The sequence below is a fragment of the Nocardia sp. NPDC003693 genome, from assembly GCF_053981095.1.
The window spans coordinates 50,094-66,771 of the sequence record NZ_JBSFNO010000021.1 but is presented as its reverse complement, the minus strand read 5'-3'; the positions used below and the strand labels follow the sequence as shown (position 1 = coordinate 66,771).

Annotated in this window: 15 protein-coding genes; 8 read left to right on the top strand and 7 right to left on the bottom strand. The window is 68.5% G+C overall.

The genetic code is table 11. From position 1 onward, the window contains the following. Nucleotides 1-29: 29 nt before the first annotated feature. On the bottom strand, nt 30-1,301 hold the full coding sequence (locus ACWDOP_RS22835; RefSeq protein WP_456346690.1) for a cytochrome P450: 1,272 nt from the start codon (nt 1,299-1,301) through the stop codon (nt 30-32). A 136-nt stretch (nt 1,302-1,437) separates the two neighbouring features. Here ACWDOP_RS22835 and ACWDOP_RS22830 point away from each other — a divergent pair, with 136 nt between their 5' ends. Both ACWDOP_RS22830 and ACWDOP_RS22825 read left to right on the top strand, forming a co-directional pair. After that, the gene (locus tag ACWDOP_RS22830) at nt 1,438-2,604 is read left to right on the top strand and encodes a steroid 3-ketoacyl-CoA thiolase (RefSeq protein ID WP_456346689.1); all 1,167 of its coding nucleotides are present in this window, start codon (nt 1,438-1,440) and stop codon (nt 2,602-2,604) included. Nucleotides 2,605-2,964: 360 nt separating this feature from the next. Further along, nucleotides 2,965-3,381 carry a helix-turn-helix domain-containing protein gene (locus ACWDOP_RS22825; protein ID WP_011207048.1) on the top strand — a complete coding sequence of 139 codons (417 nt, stop codon included), beginning with the start codon at nt 2,965-2,967 and terminating at the stop codon, nt 3,379-3,381. A 609-nt stretch (nt 3,382-3,990) separates the two neighbouring features. Here the strand turns inward: ACWDOP_RS22825 and ACWDOP_RS22820 are convergent. From ACWDOP_RS22820 to ACWDOP_RS22800, 5 genes are all read right to left on the bottom strand, one after another. Further along, entirely contained in the window at nt 3,991-5,013 is a 1,023-nt protein-coding gene (locus ACWDOP_RS22820; protein ID WP_456346688.1) for a hypothetical protein, read from the bottom strand. A gap of 73 nt (nt 5,014-5,086) precedes the next feature. Then, a complete protein-coding gene (locus tag ACWDOP_RS22815; protein WP_454208164.1) occupies nt 5,087-5,599 on the bottom strand; it encodes an ImmA/IrrE family metallo-endopeptidase in 513 nt (170 codons plus the stop codon). Nucleotides 5,600-5,609: 10 nt separating this feature from the next. Further along, nucleotides 5,610-6,914, bottom strand: coding sequence for a hypothetical protein (locus ACWDOP_RS22810; protein ID WP_456346687.1), 1,305 nt, complete (start codon nt 6,912-6,914; stop codon nt 5,610-5,612). A gap of 597 nt (nt 6,915-7,511) precedes the next feature. Then, nucleotides 7,512-8,423: an SDR family oxidoreductase gene (locus ACWDOP_RS22805; protein WP_456346686.1), complete on the bottom strand. Its 912-nt coding sequence runs from the start codon at nt 8,421-8,423 to the stop codon at nt 7,512-7,514. A gap of 42 nt (nt 8,424-8,465) precedes the next feature. After that, nucleotides 8,466-9,260: an SDR family oxidoreductase gene (locus ACWDOP_RS22800; protein WP_456346685.1), complete on the bottom strand. Its 795-nt coding sequence runs from the start codon at nt 9,258-9,260 to the stop codon at nt 8,466-8,468. Between the two features lie 67 nt (nt 9,261-9,327). Between ACWDOP_RS22800 and ACWDOP_RS22795 the strand changes: the two genes are divergently transcribed. From ACWDOP_RS22795 to ACWDOP_RS22770, 6 genes are all read left to right on the top strand, one after another. Continuing rightward, on the top strand, nt 9,328-10,092 hold the full coding sequence (locus ACWDOP_RS22795) for an enoyl-CoA hydratase family protein (protein WP_354989506.1): 765 nt from the start codon (nt 9,328-9,330) through the stop codon (nt 10,090-10,092). Between the two features lie 5 nt (nt 10,093-10,097). Then, the gene (locus ACWDOP_RS22790) at nt 10,098-10,973 is read left to right on the top strand and encodes a CoA transferase subunit A (RefSeq protein WP_456346684.1); all 876 of its coding nucleotides are present in this window, start codon (nt 10,098-10,100) and stop codon (nt 10,971-10,973) included. Further along, nucleotides 10,973-11,731 carry a CoA-transferase subunit beta gene (locus ACWDOP_RS22785; protein WP_456346683.1) on the top strand — a complete coding sequence of 253 codons (759 nt, stop codon included), beginning with the start codon at nt 10,973-10,975 and terminating at the stop codon, nt 11,729-11,731. The genes ACWDOP_RS22790 and ACWDOP_RS22785 overlap by 1 nt, the downstream gene beginning before the upstream one ends. After that, complete coding sequence (locus tag ACWDOP_RS22780; RefSeq protein ID WP_454208159.1) at nt 11,728-12,810, top strand: NAD(P)H-dependent flavin oxidoreductase; 1,083 nt, start codon at nt 11,728-11,730, stop codon at nt 12,808-12,810. Before ACWDOP_RS22785 ends, ACWDOP_RS22780 begins: the two co-directional genes overlap by 4 nt. A gap of 297 nt (nt 12,811-13,107) precedes the next feature. Further along, nucleotides 13,108-13,965, top strand: coding sequence for a metallophosphoesterase family protein (locus tag ACWDOP_RS22775; protein WP_456346682.1), 858 nt, complete (start codon nt 13,108-13,110; stop codon nt 13,963-13,965). Between the two features lie 143 nt (nt 13,966-14,108). Continuing rightward, nucleotides 14,109-15,074, top strand: coding sequence for a cation diffusion facilitator family transporter (locus ACWDOP_RS22770; protein WP_456346681.1), 966 nt, complete (start codon nt 14,109-14,111; stop codon nt 15,072-15,074). On the opposite strand, the gene ACWDOP_RS22765 is transcribed toward ACWDOP_RS22770, so the two are convergent. Beyond that, complete coding sequence (locus ACWDOP_RS22765) at nt 15,071-16,489, bottom strand: uracil-xanthine permease family protein (protein ID WP_456346680.1); 1,419 nt, start codon at nt 16,487-16,489, stop codon at nt 15,071-15,073. The two genes, ACWDOP_RS22770 and ACWDOP_RS22765, sit on opposite strands and share 4 nt — an antisense overlap. Nucleotides 16,490-16,678: the final 189 nt, after the last annotated feature.

Below are 16,678 nucleotides of genomic sequence, written 5' to 3'. Positions count from 1 at the left end.
ATTTTCACCGAGCGCCCATCGGTCTCAGCTCAGTGCGCGACCGGGCAGCCGCCGCCGGCCTTGGGCTGGTAATCCACCTGGAATTCCTTGACGCCGTTCAGCCAGCCCGAGCGCAGGCGCTTGGGATCGCCGAGCGCGGTGATATCGGGCATGTAATCGGCGATGGCGTTGAAAATGATCTCGACCTCGAGCCGGGCCAGATTCGCGCCGACGCAGTAGTGCGCGCCGGTGCCGCCGAAGGACAGGTGCGGGTTGGGATTACGCATGATGTTGAAGGTGTGCGGATCCTCGAACACCTCGTCGTCGAAGTTGGCCGAGCGGTACGAGAGCACCACGCGCTGGCCCTTCTTGATCTGCACGCCCTCGATCTCGACATCCTCGAGCGCGGTGCGCTGGAAGCTGCTGACCGGGGTGGCCCAGCGGATGATCTCGTCCGCCGCGGTCTTGGGGCGCTCCTTCTTGAAGAGCTCCCACTGGTCCGGGTTCTCCAGGAAGGCGATCATGCCGTGCGTGGTCGCGTTGCGCGTGGTCTCGTTGCCCGCCACGGCCAGCACCATGACGAAGAAGCCGAATTCCTCGGGGAGCAGCACGTTGCCGTCCGCGTCGGGCTGGATCAGCTGGGTCACGATGTCGTCGGCGGGCTCGTTCCGGCGCGCCTCGGCCATCTGGTACGCGTAGCCGAGCAGCTCGGTGGAGGCCACCAGCGGATCGGCGTCGCTATCCGGATCGTCGTAGCTGGTCATGTCGTTCGACCACTTGAACAGCTTCATGCGGTCGTCCTGCGGCACTCCGATCAGCTCGGCGATGGCCTGCAGCGGCAGTTCGGCCGCGACCTGCTCGACGAAGTCGCCGGTGCACCCGGCGGCCGCGGCCTGCACGATCGACTCCGCGCGGGCGGTCAGCTCGGCGCGCAGGCCGTTGATCACACGCGGGGTGAAGCCCTTGGCGATGGTCTTGCGCAGCTTGGTGTGCTCGGGCGCATCCTTGTTCAGGAGCACGAAGCGCTGCAGTTCGATCTGCTCGCGAGTGATGTCGTCGTTGAAACGAGGGATCGCGGTGTTCTCGAAGGTCGAGAAGACGTCGTCACGACGCGAGACGGTCTTGACGTCGGCATGCTTGGAGACGACCCAGAAGCCGTCGTCCTGGAATCCGCCGGTCTTCGGCGACTTCGGGTTCCACCAGATGGGCGCGGATGCGCGAAGTTCGGCCAGTTCCTCCACGGGGACTCGATGGGCCCAGAGATCCGGGTCCGTGACGTCGAAACCCTCCGGCACGTTCGGACGGCTCTGTGTATCCACCACCAGTTGTCTCCTTTGACTAACTGAAACACGTTCTACCGTTATTGAAGCACAAGCGGTAAGACTAGGGAAGGAGCCTCGAACCGGCTTACGTTACACATAAAGAACTTGTTTCAGTTCTGACCGGAAGGAAGACACCGTGGGTACACCTGTCATCGTCGAGGCCGCGCGTACGCCGATCGGCAAGCGCAACGGCTGGCTCGGCGGCCTGCACGCCGCGGAGATCCTGGGCGCGGCCCAGAAGGGCGTCCTCGAGCGGGCCCAGCTGGATCCGCTCGCGGTCGAGCAGGTCGTCGGCGGCTGCGTCATGCAGGTCGGCGAACAGTCCAACAATGTCACCCGCACCGCGTGGCTGCACGCCGGATTGCCGTGGCAGACCGGCGCGGTGACCATCGACAACCAGTGCGGCTCCGCACAGCAGGCCGCGGGCCTGGTCGCCGGTCTCATCTCCACCGGCGCCATCGAGGTCGGCCTGGCGTGCGGCATCGAGTCCATGAGCCATGTTCCGTTGGGCGCCAACGTCGGAACGCACGCGGGCCCGCGCCGGCCCGCCACCTGGGACATCGACATGCCCAACCAGTTCGAGGCCGCGGAGCGGATTGCCAAGCGGCGCGGCATCACTCGTGACGACATCGACGCGCTCGGCGTGCGCTCGCAGAAGCTGGCCGCGCAGGCGTGGGCCGAGGGCCGCTTCGATCGCGAGGTGCTGACCATCGCGAACGCGCCGCAGATCGACAAGGAGGGCAACCTCACCGGCGAATTCCTCGATGTCACGCGCGATCAGGGCCTGCGCGAGACCAGCCTGGAGAGCCTGACGAAGCTGAAGCCGGTGCTGGAGGGCGGAATCCACACCGCCGGCACCTCCTCGCAGATCTCCGACGGCGCCGCCGCGGTGCTGATGATGGACGAAAAGGCCGCTGAGCGTGCGGGTTTGCGTGCCCGCGCCCGCATCGTGTCGCAGTGCCTGGTCGGCAGCGAACCTGAATTCCATTTGGACGGACCGGTCCAGGCGTGCGAGCGCCTGCTCGAGCGTTCGGGCATGAGCATGTCGGACATCGACTTGTTCGAGATCAACGAGGCTTTCGCGGCCGTGGCGCTCTCGTGGGCGTCGGTGCACAAGCCCGACTTCGACCGCGTCAACGTCAACGGCGGCGCCATCGCGCTCGGGCATCCGGTGGGCAGCACCGGATCCCGGCTCATCACAACGGCTTTGCACGAGCTCGAGCGCAGCGACAAGCAGTTCGCCATGATCCTCATGTGCTGTGGCGGCGCGCTCGCGACCGGCACGATCATCGAGAGGTTGTAGTCGCTTCAATCATTTTCGGCCTAGGTTGAACGTTCATCCCACTTGTCGTGAAACGTGGCGTACGCCACACAATCTGCGATACAGACAAGAAGATGAGACGTCAGCTATCTTAGGGTTACCGACGGCCCGTCGGGGAAGACCTCCGCGACGGGCCAGAACCGGGACTCTTAAGCCCTCCGCAAGAACGGTGGCGCTGGCCCGCAAACACCCAAGCCACGACGGCTTCACCGGATCACCGTCTAGAAGCTTCAAGGAAATCGTGGATCAGGCGTAGGTTTTCAGTTACTGAGCCGCTAATATCAATGATACGTATCCGAGATAACGACTGTTAGTACAGCGAAGGGAATTGGGCGGCTCACAATGGCTGATTTCGCGGCGCGGCTGAACAAGCTGTTCGAAACCGTGCATCCCCCGGGGCGCAAGCCGCACACCAACGCAGAGGTGGCGGCTGCACTCACGGCCTCCGGCCATCCGATCTCGAAACCGTATCTCTCGCAGTTGCGGTCGGGACAGCGCACAAACCCGTCAGACGAGACGGTCGCGGCGCTGGCGAAGTTCTTCAAGGTAAAACCGGACTACTTCTTCAACGACATCTACGCGGCCAAGATCGATCATGATCTCGAGCTGCTGTCCCAGCTGCAGGGCTACGGACTCCGTCGACTGTCGAGTAGGGCGTTCGACCTCTCCGAAGAATCTCAGAACCTCCTCACCTCGATGGCGGAGAAGTTGCGGGCAAGTGAAGGTTTGCCCGAAATTCCTCCGGACGGCACGGAATAGGCCCTGCTTCAAGGCAACACGGTGGGGCTGGCTCGGAGGCCGCACCGCGTTGGGTTGTCGCAGGACTGCACCATGCTCGACCAGACAGGTGTGGGCGCACGGCGTTGCTTGCAGGGCGGCGCCGTGCTCCCGCGGAGTCATGTGGTTCGGCCGAAGGGTGTTGCACCGGCCTCAGGGTGCTGAGGCCGTGTGGCGTAGACCTCTGCGCCCGTGCATTATGCACAAACCTGGCATTACCCGTCCCGAGTCACTCGGGATGATTGATCCGACTGCTTTGTGCACTATGTCGTTGTTCGTGCCATGAGCGTTTCGTCCGCATTGCACGAACTGCGACAATCGCGCCTCAGTGCTGCGTTACCGCGGTACTACCAATTGGGCGCTTCTTATCGGCACCGGTGTTCAACTACCGGTGCCGATTCGTTTGAAATCACCCGGATTTATATACCGACCGGACGGCACGGATACCGTTGAGCATCCCTGCCCGCCGAGATCGTACGGTGATCTGCGCGCGCCGCCCCGCGAGATGATCTTCCGTTCGGTGGAGTTTCAATTGGAAGCGATCGAATCGGTGAGGTAATCGGTCACCCCCTGGGTGACCGATCCCGGCTCTCAGCGACGTGCGGTCGCACCGGCCGTCGCGTCCGCGCTCGCGTCGTACGCGCGGGCGATGGCCTGCACCCAGCCGCGCGGGCCCACACCCGGCGGCGGCGCGATCCAGCGGCCGTCGACCAGGACATCACCGAAGGGATTGCGCGCCCACTCCGCGACCTTCGCCGCGCGTTCGGCCACCGCGTCCGGCGGCGTGCCCGCCGCCGCGAACTCGATTCCGCCGCCGGACTGCAGGTAGAGCGCGTCCATGATCTGGGCGATCTGATCCGAGGCCTTCAGCTGGGTCGCCGAACCCGTCTGTTCCTTGGCGACCACCTCCGGGAAGCGCGCGACGAGCACCCGGTGCAGCGTGCGAATCTGCTTCAGCAGCAAGCGCGCTCGCGCCCAGAGTTCGATGACGATCCAGACCGCGCCCACCGCGATGAGCAGACTCGCGACCTGCCACATCGGCCAGTACCAGTCGCCCTGACCCGCCGCCGCCGGCGACTGCCCTTGAATCTCGCGGCGGACCGAGAGCAGGGCGAGCACGCCGACCACCGCGGTGCCCGAGGTGTACAGCGCGATACCCCGGCCCAGGGCGGTCCAATCCAGGTTGCGCACACCGGTGATCACGATGAACAGGCATTCCAGCGCGACGATCACCCAGCCGAAGGTCACCGACCACAGCAGGGTCAGCGTCATCGCGAGCACGCCGCCGGCGTAGATGACCCAGGCGATCTGGCGCAGATTCCGGCGCGAGACCACCGGCCACGCGGCCGCGGCGACCACCGAGGTGGCATTGCCGAACAAAATCCAGGAGGCGGTGACCAGCCGATCGGACAGCCAGACCCCGCGCACCCCGTCCGGCAGCAGATGATCCACCGCCACACCGATTTCCGGCACCGCGACGGTGGCCGCCGCGGCGACCGCCGCGACCGCGATCACGATCGCCACCCGGGCGGTGGTCGCCGGTTTCACCAGCACCCGGCCCACCCGGCCGCCCGCGGCCATCCAGACCAGCATGGCAAGCAGCCAAAAAGTCATGCCGTGCCCTCTTCCCGCGAACGACCAAGGGGGCCTTCGTGGTTACGGGGGTTCGCGCCCGCGGGCGACCTGGTCATCCGAGTGCCTCGTCGAATCGAAGGACCGAGACGCCTGCGCCCCGGCTGTTGAATACGCGCAGTCGGGTCATGAGCATGCTCGCGAAGGTCTCGGCCTCCCATTCGCACTGCTCGTCCTCGCCGAGGTCGACCGCCTGCTGATGCGCGCGCTGGCTGAGCATGTACGCGATGAGGTCATCGCTGGCCTCGAGCACCACCTCGGACGCGGCCTCGCCCGGATGGTCGAACACGATGTGCCCCAGCTCGTGGGCGAGGGTGTGATCACGGCTCGGCAGCGCCGAGGCCAGCACGATCACGTCCTTCTCCGGATAGCTGCGGCGCTGGCCGCAGACGCCCGGACCCAGTTGGGCACTGGCGATCTCGATGGGGCGGCGGCGCTCGGCGGAGATGGCGAGCACCACCTCGTCCAGGGTGGTGGCGTCGAAGTCGGCGGCCACGGCGCACACCGCGTCCACGGCGGCGGCCACCCGGCGGTAGGACCCGATGCTATGGGCCTTGCTCTCTGTCATCGTGCTCGCCTCACACCCTCGGTCCGAAGAACGCGGCCCGGGCGGCGTCGATGCGCCCCTGCGCCGCGGCGGCGCTCTGGAAACTCACCGCGCCCGAGCCGGTGCCGAGCAGCGCCATCGCGATCAGGCCGCCGATCACCGAAAGCACCTTGACCGGCGGCAACGGGCTGTTGCTCGAGGTCGGAACGAAGTCCGGATTCGGTTGCGCCAGAACCGGTGCCGGGGCGGGCGGCGGTGGCGGCGGGGCGGGCGCGGGTTCCGGCGCCGGGGGCGCGGGCGCCACGGCGGGAGCGACGGCGGGTGGTTGCACGACCGGCGGGGCGGGGATCTCCAGGGGGACCGGCGGGTCGACCGCCTCCGGACTCGGCAGCGGTATCAGCAGCAGGAGCAGCGGTGAGGCACAGACCGCGGCGGAACCGACGCCCGCCGAGCCGACGCCCGCCGAACCCGCCGCGGCGGAACCCGCTGCGGCAGAACCGGCCCCGGCGCTGCCCGCACCCGTCGAACCCGCGCCGGCCGAACCGGCCGCCGCGGAACCGACACCCGCGGAACTCACGCCGACCGAGCCGGTGGCGGCGGAACCGACGCCGGCCGAACCCGCGGCGGCGCTGCCGCCGACGACCGAACCGAGCCCGGCCGAACCCACGGCCGCCGAGCCCACCGCGGCGGACCCGGTGCACAGCGCGCCGAGGCCCGCCGAACCGACCGCCGCCGAACCCAGTGCGGCAGAGCCGGTTCCGGCCGAGCCGACGCCGAGCAGTACCCCCAGCAGCGCGGATCCGGTGCCGAGACCGGCCGAACCCACGGCCGCCGAGCCTGTGCCGAGCGCCAGGGCGGAGCCGACGCCCGCCGAGCCCAGGGCGGAGCCGGTGCCCGCGCCCGCGGAACCGATTGCGGCCGAACCTGTTCCGAGCGCGGCCGAGCCGGTGCCCAGTACCGTGGCGCCCGCGCCCAGGGCGGCCGAGCCGGTCACCGCGCCGGCCGAACCCACGGCGGCGGAACCGGTGCCCAGTACGCTGCCGGTCCCCGCCGAACCGACACCGGCCGAGCCGGCTCCAGCGGAACCGGCGCCCGCCGAACCCACGGCGGCTGACCCGGGGCCGATGCCCAGGATGACGGCGAGCAGATCCTGCGGCCCGGCAACGGGATTCACGGGCACGGCGTTCACCGAATCGACGGTCGCGCCGTCTCGCGGCTGGGCCGCGCCGGCCCCGGCGCCCTCGCCGGGCGCGGGCTCGAGGTCGATGCCCGGCTGGCCCGCGGCGGTCACCGGCCCGAGCAGCGCGGACCCGGCGACAGCTGTGGTCACTGCCACCAAGCGCATTGCACGACCAAAGATCATGCGACAGCCATCCCCTCATCTGGTACTGCGCAGTCGGCTTGCTCCAGCTTCGTGGAGCGATTCACAAGACGTCCGGCAGCCCCGATTGCCGAACCTTTGCGGAACGCGGCCATCCTAACGGCGACCACGCCACCCCGCACAAGTCTTCATCGCATTAGGGAGCCCCCCAAACCGTACGCCCGAACGTCCCCCGCCGTACCGAATATGGCCAAGCGGCCCAGCGCAATTGGCCTTTCCCGCCAGACACCCCGCTCCCCTCCCGCCCCACCGGCCCCGCGATTCCCCGCGAAATCCGCCCCCAACACGGACATTCACGACTAACACGACAGCAAACACCCGGCCCGCGACCACTCCCCCGATTAGGTGATCCGAGCCACATTCCCCAACATGGTCGAATGCCCAACTAGGCACACGAACGTGACGGGTAACACTCTTCCGACACCGCCCAAGCCCCCCGCGAAACGAGAAATCGCCGGCACTCATACGAGTACCGGCGATCAAGTTGCGACAACAAGCTTCCCGCCGCCCGCCGACAACCCAAAATATCCGGGGGGCGAGGGAACCGGGGCCCTAGGCGCCGTATACGGGCTCGGGGGTCGGGGCCTTGGCGAGCAGGTCGCGCACGGCGGGGCCGAGCTCGGCCGGGTTCCAGCGGGCGCCGCGGTCGACGGACTCGCTGTGGCGGTGCCCGTCCATAACGGTGACCTTGCCGGCCTCGACCTCGAACATGCGGCCGGTGACGCCCGCCGAATCGGCGCTGCCGAGCCAGACCACCAGGGGGGACACGTTTTCCGGGGCCATGGCGTCGAAGCTGCCGTCCTCCGGGGCCGCCATGGTCTCGGCGAACACGGTCTCGGTCATGCGGGTGCGCGCGGCCGGGGCGATGGCGTTCACGGTGATGCCGTAGCGCGCGAATTCGGCTGCGGCGGTGATGGTCAGGCCCGCGATGCCCGCCTTGGCGGCGGAGTAGTTGCCCTGGCCGATCGAGCCGAGCAGGCCCGCGCCGGAGCTGGTGTTGATGATCCGGGCCTCGGGCTGCCGGCCGGCCTTGGATTCGTTGCGCCAGTAATCGGCGGCGTGCCGCATCGGCGCGAAGTGGCCCTTGAGGTGCACCTTGATGACCGCGTCCCACTCGTCCTCGCCGAGGTTGACCAGCATCCGGTCGCGCACGATGCCCGCGTTGTTGACCAGCACGTCCAGCCGGCCGAAGGTGTCGACGGCGGTCGCGACCAGGCGGCGCGCGCCCTCCCAGTCCGAGACGTCGTCGCCGTTCACGACGGCTTCGCCGCCGGCGGCGCGGATCTCCTCGACGACCTTGGCGGCACCGGAGTCCGGCTTCGGGGTGCCGTCGAGCTCGGCGCCCAGATCGTTCACCACGACCTTCGCGCCCTCGGCGGCGAAAGCCAGCGCGTGCGCCCGGCCGATGCCCTGGCCCGCACCGGTGACGATGACGACGCGGCCGTCGCAGATCTTCTCGGTCATTCGAAATACCTCGCTGATGAGTGGAGTGGGAATTGTGCCGGTCTAGTTGCCCGTCACCGCGGGAACGTCCGCGGTGGAGGCGCCGAGGAACGCGGGCTTCTCGCCGCCGCCGTGCACGAGCAGCGACGAACCGGTGACGTATCCGGCCAGGGGGGAGGCCAGGAAGGCGGCGGTGCGGCCGATGTCCTCCGGGCTCGCCATGCGCTGCATGGGCACGGTCCCGCTGACCGCTGCGATGCCGTCCTCGTCGCCGTAGTGCAGGTGCGAGGACTCGGTGTTGACCAGCCCGCACACCACCGAGTTCATCCGAACCCTGGGCGCCCATTCCACGGCGAGCGAGGAAACCAGGCTGTCCACACCGGCTTTGGCGGCGCCGTAGGCCGCGGTGCCGGGCGAGGGGCGATGCCCGCTCACGCTGGAGATCATCACGATCGACCCGCCGGTGTCCTGGCGCTGCATGACGTCGTTCGCGACCTGCGAAACCAGCAGGGGCGCGAGCAGATTCAGCTGAATGATCTTGGAGTGGAAGTTCGGGCTGGCGTCGGCGGCCAGGGCGAACGGCGCACCGCCGGCGTTGTTGACCACGGTGTCGAGCCGCCCGTGCCGATCGACGATGGCGTCGATCAGCGCGCGCACCGAATCCGGGTCGCGCACATCGCACGGCAGGAACTCGATCGCCCGCCCGTTGCTTTCCACGGGCACGTCGGCGGGCCTGCGCGCGCAGGCCACGACGGTCGCGCCGGCGTCCAGGAATACCCGGCTGATACCGGCCCCGACTCCCCGGACGCCGCCGGTGACCAAGACGACCGATCCGGAGAGGTTCACTTCGATTGCCACCGTGCTAACCTACCAAGCACTTGCTTGTTTTGCCAACGATGGGCTGGCACTTTCCAAAGGGAGCGCGATGGGGATCATCCGTCACACCGAAACCGAGGGCGTGGAAGTAGTCACCGTTGACTACGCGCCGGTCAACGCCCTGCCCTCCGACGGCTGGTTCGCGCTCGCCGACGCCGTCCGCGAGGCCGGGCGCAACCCCGAGACCCGGGTCGTCGTGCTGCGCGCCGAGGGCCGCGGGTTCAACGCGGGCGTCGATATCAAGGAGATGAACGCGGACACCGGGCACACCGCCCTGATCCGCGCGAACCACGGCTGCTTCGCCGCCTTCGCCGCCATCTACGACTGCGAGGTCCCGGTCGTCACCGCCGTGAACGGCTTCTGCCTCGGCGGCGGCATCGGCCTGGTCGGCAACTCCGATGTCATCGTCGCCTCCGACGACGCGACCTTCGGCCTCCCCGAGGTCGACCGCGGCGCGCTCGGTGCGGCCACCCACCTCTCGCGACTGGTCCCCCAGCACCTCATGCGGACCATGTTCTACACCGCGGGCACCCTCACCGCGCAGCAGCTGCACCACTACGGCTCGGTCTTCAAGGTCGTGCCGCGCGCCGAACTCGACGCCGCCGCCATGGAGGTGGCCAAGAACATCGCCAACAAGGACGGCCGCGTCATCCGCGCCGCCAAGAAGGCGCTCAACGGCATCGACGTGCAGGACGTGCACCGCTCCTACCGGTTCGAGCAGGGCTTCACCATGGAGCTCAACCTCGCCGGCGTGGCGGACGAGATCCGCGCCCGGTTCGACGACGACATCGCGGCCCAGAAGAAGGGGAAGTAGAAGCCATGCGCGACAAGCGGATGACGCTCGACGAGATCGTCGGCGAACTGCGCAGCGGAATGACCATCGGACTCGGCGGCTGGGGTTCGCGCCGCAAGCCGATGGCGCTGGTGCGGGCAATTCTCAAGTCGGACATCAAGGATCTGACCGTCGTCACCTACGGCGGCCCGGATCTGGGTCTGCTGTGCTCGGCGGGCAAGGTCAAGAAGGCGTACTACGGCTTCGTGTCCCTGGACTCCGCGCCGTTCTACGACCCGTGGTTCGCCAAGGCGCGCACCGCCGGTGAGATCACCGTGCGCGAGATGGACGAGGGCATGGTCAAGTGCGGTCTGCAGGCCGCAGGCGCCCGCCTGCCGTTCCTGCCGATCCGGGCCGGACTGGGTTCGTCCGTGGTCGATTTCTGGGAGGGCGAGCTGAAAACCGTTCAGTCGCCCTACCAGACCGACGGCAAGACCGAGACCCTCATCGCCATGCCCGCGCTGAATCTCGATGCCGCGTTCCTGCACCTGGACCTGGGTGACAAGCACGGCAATGCCGCCTACACCGGCATCGACCCGTACATGGACGACCTGTACGCGCTGGCCGCCGAGAAGCGCTACCTGTCGGTGGATCGGCTGGTCGAGACCGACGAACTGGTGAAAGCCGTTCCGCTGCAGTCGCTCATCCTCAACCGGCTGATGGTCGACGGTGTGGTCGAGGCCCCCGGCGGCGCGCACTTCACCTTCTCCGGCAGCTACGGGCGCGACGAGAAGTTCCAGCGCCACTATGTCGAGGCCGCCAAGACCCCCGAGTCGTGGGCCGAGTTCAAGGCCCGCTACCTGGACGTGTCCGAGGCCGAATACCAGGATGCCGTCAAGGCTTTCGCCGAGGAGCAGAAGTAATGACCGACACCACCACCGCTACTCGGGCCGAGGTCTGCGTCGTCGCGTCCGCCGAGATCTTCCGCGGCGCGGGCGAGATCGTGGCCTCCCCGATGTCCACCGTCACCACCATCGGCGCGCGGCTGGCGCGGCTCACCTTCGAGCCCGACCTGGTGCTCTCCGACGGTGAGGCGCGGCTGTTCGCCGAGGTCCCGCCGATCGGCGGCCAGGCTCCGCTGGAGGGCTGGTTCCCGTTCTCCAAGGTCTTCGACGTGGTGCAGTCCGGTCGCCGCCATGTGGTGATGGGCGCCAACCAGATCGACCGCTTCGGCAACCAGAACCTCTCGGCGTTCGGCCCGCTGCAGCAGCCGACCCGGCAGATGTTCGGTGTGCGCGGCGCGCCCGGCAACACCATCAACCACGCGACCAGCTACTTCGTGCCCAAGCACAACAGGCGTGTGTTCGTGGATCAGGTCGACATCGTCTCCGGAATCGGTTACGACAAGATCGATCCCGAGAACCCGGCCTACCGGTTCCACCACCTGCACCGGGTGGTCTCGAACCTGGGCGTCTTCGACTTCAACGGCCCCGACCACACCCTGCGCGCGCTGTCGCTGCACCCGGGCGTGAGCGCGGACGAGGTCGCCGAGAACACCTCGTTCGAGGTCGCCGGCCTGGCCGAGGCGGGCGAGACCCGGCTGCCCACCGAGGAAGAGCTGCGGATCATCCGTACCGTGCTCGACCCCAAGGGTTTCCGTGAGAAGGAAGTGACGGCGTGACCGGGCGGCTGCGGACGCCGCTGACCGAACTGGTCGGCATCGAGCATCCGATCGTGCAGACCGGCATGGGCTGGGTCGCGGGTCCGGCCCTGGTCTCGGCCACCGCGAACGCGGGCGGTCTCGGCATCCTGGCCTCGGCGACCATGACCTTCGAAGAACTCGAAGTGGCCATCGCCAAGACCAAGTCGCAGACGGACAAGCCCTTCGGCGTGAACATTCGCGCCGATGGCTTCGACGCCACCGAGCGCTGCGAGCTGATGATCCGGGAGGGCGTGAAGGTCGCCTCCTTCGCGCTGGCCCCCAAGAAGGAACTCATCGCGCGGCTCAAGGACAACGGCGTGGTGGTGGTTCCGTCGATCGGAGCGGCCAAGCACGCGGTGAAGGTCGCCTCCTGGGGCGCCGACGCGGTCATCGTGCAGGGTGGCGAGGGCGGCGGGCACACCGGTTCCGTCGCGACCACGCTGCTGCTGCCCTCGGTCCTGGACGCGGTGGACATCCCGGTCGTCGCGGGTGGCGGCTTCTTCGACGGTCGCGGCCTGGCCGCCGCGCTCTCGTACGGGGCGGCCGGCGTCGCCATGGGCACCCGCTTCCTGCTCACCCAGGAGAGCAGTGTGCCCGAGGCCGTCAAGCGCGAGTACCTGGCCCGCGGCCTGCAGGACACGGTCGTCTCCAAGAAGGTCGACGGCATGCCGCATCGCGTGCTCAACACCGAACTGGTGCAGAAGCTCGAAAACTCGGGCAGCGCGCGCGGATTCGCCGCCGCGGCGTCGAATGCGCTGAAGTTCAAGGGCATGACCGGCATGAAGTGGTCGACCATCGTCAAGGACGGTCTGGCCATGCGCAAGCACAAGGACCTCACCTGGTCCCAGGTGATCATGGCCGCCAACACCCCGATGCTCCTGAAGGCCGGCCTGGTGGAAGGCAATACCCAGGCGGGCGTCCTGGCGTCGGGCCAGGTCGCCGGAATCATCGAGGATCTGCCGACCGTGCAGGAACTGGTCGATCGCATCGTCGCCGACGCGATCGCCCGCATCGACAGCCTCGCCACCTACCGCGTGACCGACGAGGCGACCGCCTAGAACATCCCTCCCCCACCGCCGTGGATTCGTCCACGGCGGTCCCCGATCAGCGCGGCCCGACACAATCGGCCGCGCCCCCAAGGATCCGACCGACCTCGGATCCTTTCGGCGCACGGCCTCGCCGCCGTTCGCGCCCGGCCGCCCCGGAACCTCTCGCCCGGGGCGGCTCGGGCCGCCTCTCCGCGAAATCAGTTGTCGCCTTCGCGATCGAATTCCCCCTGACTGCCGGGCGTCTGCCGTCGAACCGGTCCGAAATTGGTGATGCCGATGTCGGGCGGGGCTGCCACCATGTGGGCCATGGGGAACGTCTTGGTTGTCGGTGACCTGCACGGGAACACCGGGCACGCGCTGCACGTCGTGCAGGCCGCGGTGCGTAACGAGTGCTCGAAGGTGTTCGTGGTGGGGGACTTCGGGGCCTGGGAGCACATGCCTTCGGGGAAGCGGTATTTCGACGTCGTCAACAAGGCGGCGCGTAAGGCCGGGGTCGTCGTGTACTTCCTGGACGGCAATCACGACAAGAGCTCGCTGCTGCACGAGATGTACGACGACCATCGGGACGACGAGGGATTCCTGCTGTGCCGCAAGAACGTGCGGTACGCGCCGCGGGGGCACCGGTGGGTGTGGGAGGGCACTACTTTCGCGGCCTTCGGGGGTGCGCGGTCCACCGACAAGGGGTGGCGGCTGGCGCGGGAGGCGCGCAAGCGGGAGCAGGATCTGCGCCATCGCCGGTACGGCTCCACGCGGGTGCGGCCGTCCGCGGGCACGCTGTGGTTCCCGGAGGAGGAGATGACCGACGACGAACTGGCCGAACTGCTCTCGGCCGACGCCTCGCCGGTGGACATCGTGCTCACCCATGACAAGCCGCGCGCCACGAACCCCAGGTTCAATCGCAAGGACAAGCCCGAGTGCTTCCCCAATCAGGACCGCATCCAGGAGGTCGTCGACACCCTGCGCCCGGGCCTGCTCTTCCACGGGCACCTGCACTTCCGCTACACCGAACTCATCGCGTGCGGCGGTGACGACTGGACCCGGGTCGAGGGCCTGGCCTCGGACCCGGACTCCGCCGCCCACCCGTCCTACGCGATCGAGCAGTCCTGGTTCGTGCTGCCGCTCCCGCACACCACCGCCGAACTCGCCGAGCCCGCCGCCGGATAGGCGGCGCACCCGCCGGGTACCCCCGCCACGAACCGCGCGCCGAACCCGGAAACCCGGTCGCACGCTGCGGCGACGATCGACGATCTTGCACACATAGTTATGCGTGCATATGATCGCCTGCGGTCGCAGGAGAGGAGATCGACATGGGTGCAGGGCACACGCACGGCCACGATCACGGGCATTCGCACGGGGCCACGGCCGACAGCGACAAACGTCTGCTGGCGGGAGCACTGGCGCTCATCGTCGTCTTCATGATCGGCGAGGTCGCGGTCGGCATCATCTCCGGTTCGCTGGCGCTGCTGTCCGACGCCGCGCACATGCTCACCGACGCGGCCGCTATCGCCCTGGCGCTGTGGGCGATTCGCCTGGCCGCGCGTCCAGCGGCGGGCCGCATGACCTTCGGCTGGAAGCGCGTGGAGATCCTGTCCGCCATGGCCAACGGCGCGACGCTGCTGGTGCTGGCGGCCTGGCTGACCCTCGAGGCCGTCGAGCGGCTGCTGAATCCGCCCGAGGTCACCGGCGGTCTGGTGCTGGTGACCGCGCTCATCGGCGTCGTGGTGAATCTGATCGCGACGCTCATGATCAGCCGCGCCAACCGCACCAGCCTGAACGTCGAGGGCGCGTTCCAGCACATTCTCAACGATCTGTACGGCTTCATCGCCACGGCGGTCGCGGGCGCGATCATCATGCTCACCGGGTTCGTGCAGGCCGACGTCATCGCCACCATGATCGTGGTGGTGCTCATGGTGAAGGCCGGCGTCGGCCTGGTCCGCGCGTCGAGCCGCATCTTCCTCGAGGCGGCACCGGAGAATCTGGACCCCGCGGCCATCGGCGCGGCCATGGCCGCGCGCGAGCACGTGGTGGAAGTGCACGATCTGCACATCTGGGAGATCACCTCGGGCTCCCCGGCGCTGTCGGCCCACGTGCTGGTCGAGCCCGGGCAGGATTGCCACGCCGCCCGCGAGGATCTGGCGCATTTCCTGGCGCACGAGTACCACATCGATCACGCCACCCTGCAGGTCGACCACGCGCAGCCCGGGGTGATCGGGCTGGGCCGCGCCGCCGCCTCGCACTGCGAGCAGGCGCACGGCCCCGCGCACATCGGCTAGTCGCGCCGGGGCTCGATCCGATCGGGTCCGGTCGAGTCGTCGTCCCCGTCGTCGTAGGACGAGGTGCCCTCATCGAGTAGCGGTTCCGCTGCGGTGAGGTGCGCGGGCGCCAGCCAGCGCAGGACGTGGTAGCCGGTGATCACGACGAGGGTGCCCAGGGCGATGCCGCCGAGGGTGAAATTGTCGGTGAACTCGATGCTCACGTTGCCGATGCCGATGATCAGGCCGGCCGCGGCGGGCACCAGATTGAGTGGATTGCGCAGGTCCACACGGGCATTGGTCCAGATCTGCGCGCCGAGCAGGCCGATCATGCCGTACAGGATCACGGTGATACCGCCCAGCACACCGCCGGGAATGGCCGCGACCACCGCGCCGAATTTCGGGCACAGGCCGAACAGCAGCGCGAAACCGGCGGCGGCCCAGTAGGCGGCGGTGGAGTACACCCGGGTCGCGGCCATGACGCCGATGTTCTCGGAGTACGTGGTGTTGGGCGGGCCGCCCACGGCCGTGGACAGCATGGAGGCCGCGCCGTCGGCGGCGATGGCGGTGCCGAGTTTGCCGTCGAGCGAGTCGCCGGTCATCTCGCCGACGGCCTTGACGTGGCCCGCGTTCTCGGCCACCAGCGCGATCACCACGGGCAGGGCAACCAGGATCGCCGACCATTCGAAGGCGGGCGCGTGGAAGTCGGGCAGCCCGATCCAGTCCGCGTGCGCCACCGCGGACAGATCCAGGCGCCAGTGGTCGACGACCTTGCCGCTGCCGTCGGCGGAATGGATGCGGCCGAAGACGCGGTCCAGCAGCCAGGACAGGCCGTAGCCGAAGATCAGGCCCAGGAAAATGGCTATGCGCGAGAAGAATCCGCGCAGTGCCACCACCGCGAGCCCGGTGAACAGCATGACCAGCAGCGCCGTCCACTGATCCTGCGGCCAGTACACCGAGGCCGTGACCGGCGCGAGGTTGAAGCCGATGAGCATGACCACCGCGCCGGTGACCACCGGCGGCATGGCGATGTGAATGATGCGCGCGCCGAACCTGCGCACCGCCAGACCCACCAGCAGCAGCGCCGCGCCGACCACCAGGCAGGCGCCGGTGACGGTCGCGCTGCTGCCGCCCTGCGCCCGGATCACCGCGGCCACACCGACGAAAGAGAGCGAGCACCCCAGGTAGCTGGGCACCTGTCCCTTGGTGGCCAGCAGGAATATGGCGGTCGCGACGCCCGACATCATGATGGCGAGGTTGGGGTCCAGCCCCATCAGCACCGGCGCGACGAAGCTCGCGCCGAACATGGCCACCACGTGCTGTGCCCCGAGCCCGAAAGTGCGTGGCCAGGACAACCTCTCGTCGGGCCGGACCACCGCCCCGGGCGCGGGCGTCCGCCCGTCCCCGTGCACCGTCCAGCGGACACCAAGATTCATAGACCGCCCGCTTTCTCACCAGACCGGCAACCGAATTCCGGCCAATCGTACGGCGGGCAAACGCCCGGTTCCCGCCATCCACACACCCCCGCCCCGCCCGCCCGGGTGCACCACGTGCACCCGGTGCCGACCCGCACCCGGTCCCCCGAACCACGAAACCCCCCCGTCAGTCGAGTCCGTACCTCCGCA

What these genes read in the sequence shown, in the direction of transcription:
- ACWDOP_RS22825 (WP_011207048.1), top strand. Translation starts at nt 2,965, where the DNA reads ATGGCTGATTTCGCGGCGCGGCTGAACAAGCTGTTCGAAACCGTGCAT.
- ACWDOP_RS22820 (WP_456346688.1), bottom strand. Translation starts at nt 5,013, where the DNA reads ATGACTTTTTGGCTGCTTGCCATGCTGGTCTGGATGGCCGCGGGCGGC.
- ACWDOP_RS22815 (WP_454208164.1), bottom strand. Translation starts at nt 5,599, where the DNA reads ATGACAGAGAGCAAGGCCCATAGCATCGGGTCCTACCGCCGGGTGGCC.
- ACWDOP_RS22805 (WP_456346686.1), bottom strand. Translation starts at nt 8,423, where the DNA reads ATGACCGAGAAGATCTGCGACGGCCGCGTCGTCATCGTCACCGGTGCG.
- ACWDOP_RS22795 (WP_354989506.1), top strand. Translation starts at nt 9,328, where the DNA reads ATGGGGATCATCCGTCACACCGAAACCGAGGGCGTGGAAGTAGTCACC.
- ACWDOP_RS22790 (WP_456346684.1), top strand. Translation starts at nt 10,098, where the DNA reads ATGCGCGACAAGCGGATGACGCTCGACGAGATCGTCGGCGAACTGCGC.
- ACWDOP_RS22785 (WP_456346683.1), top strand. Translation starts at nt 10,973, where the DNA reads ATGACCGACACCACCACCGCTACTCGGGCCGAGGTCTGCGTCGTCGCG.
- ACWDOP_RS22775 (WP_456346682.1), top strand. Translation starts at nt 13,108, where the DNA reads ATGGGGAACGTCTTGGTTGTCGGTGACCTGCACGGGAACACCGGGCAC.
- ACWDOP_RS22770 (WP_456346681.1), top strand. Translation starts at nt 14,109, where the DNA reads ATGGGTGCAGGGCACACGCACGGCCACGATCACGGGCATTCGCACGGG.
- ACWDOP_RS22765 (WP_456346680.1), bottom strand. Translation starts at nt 16,489, where the DNA reads ATGAATCTTGGTGTCCGCTGGACGGTGCACGGGGACGGGCGGACGCCC.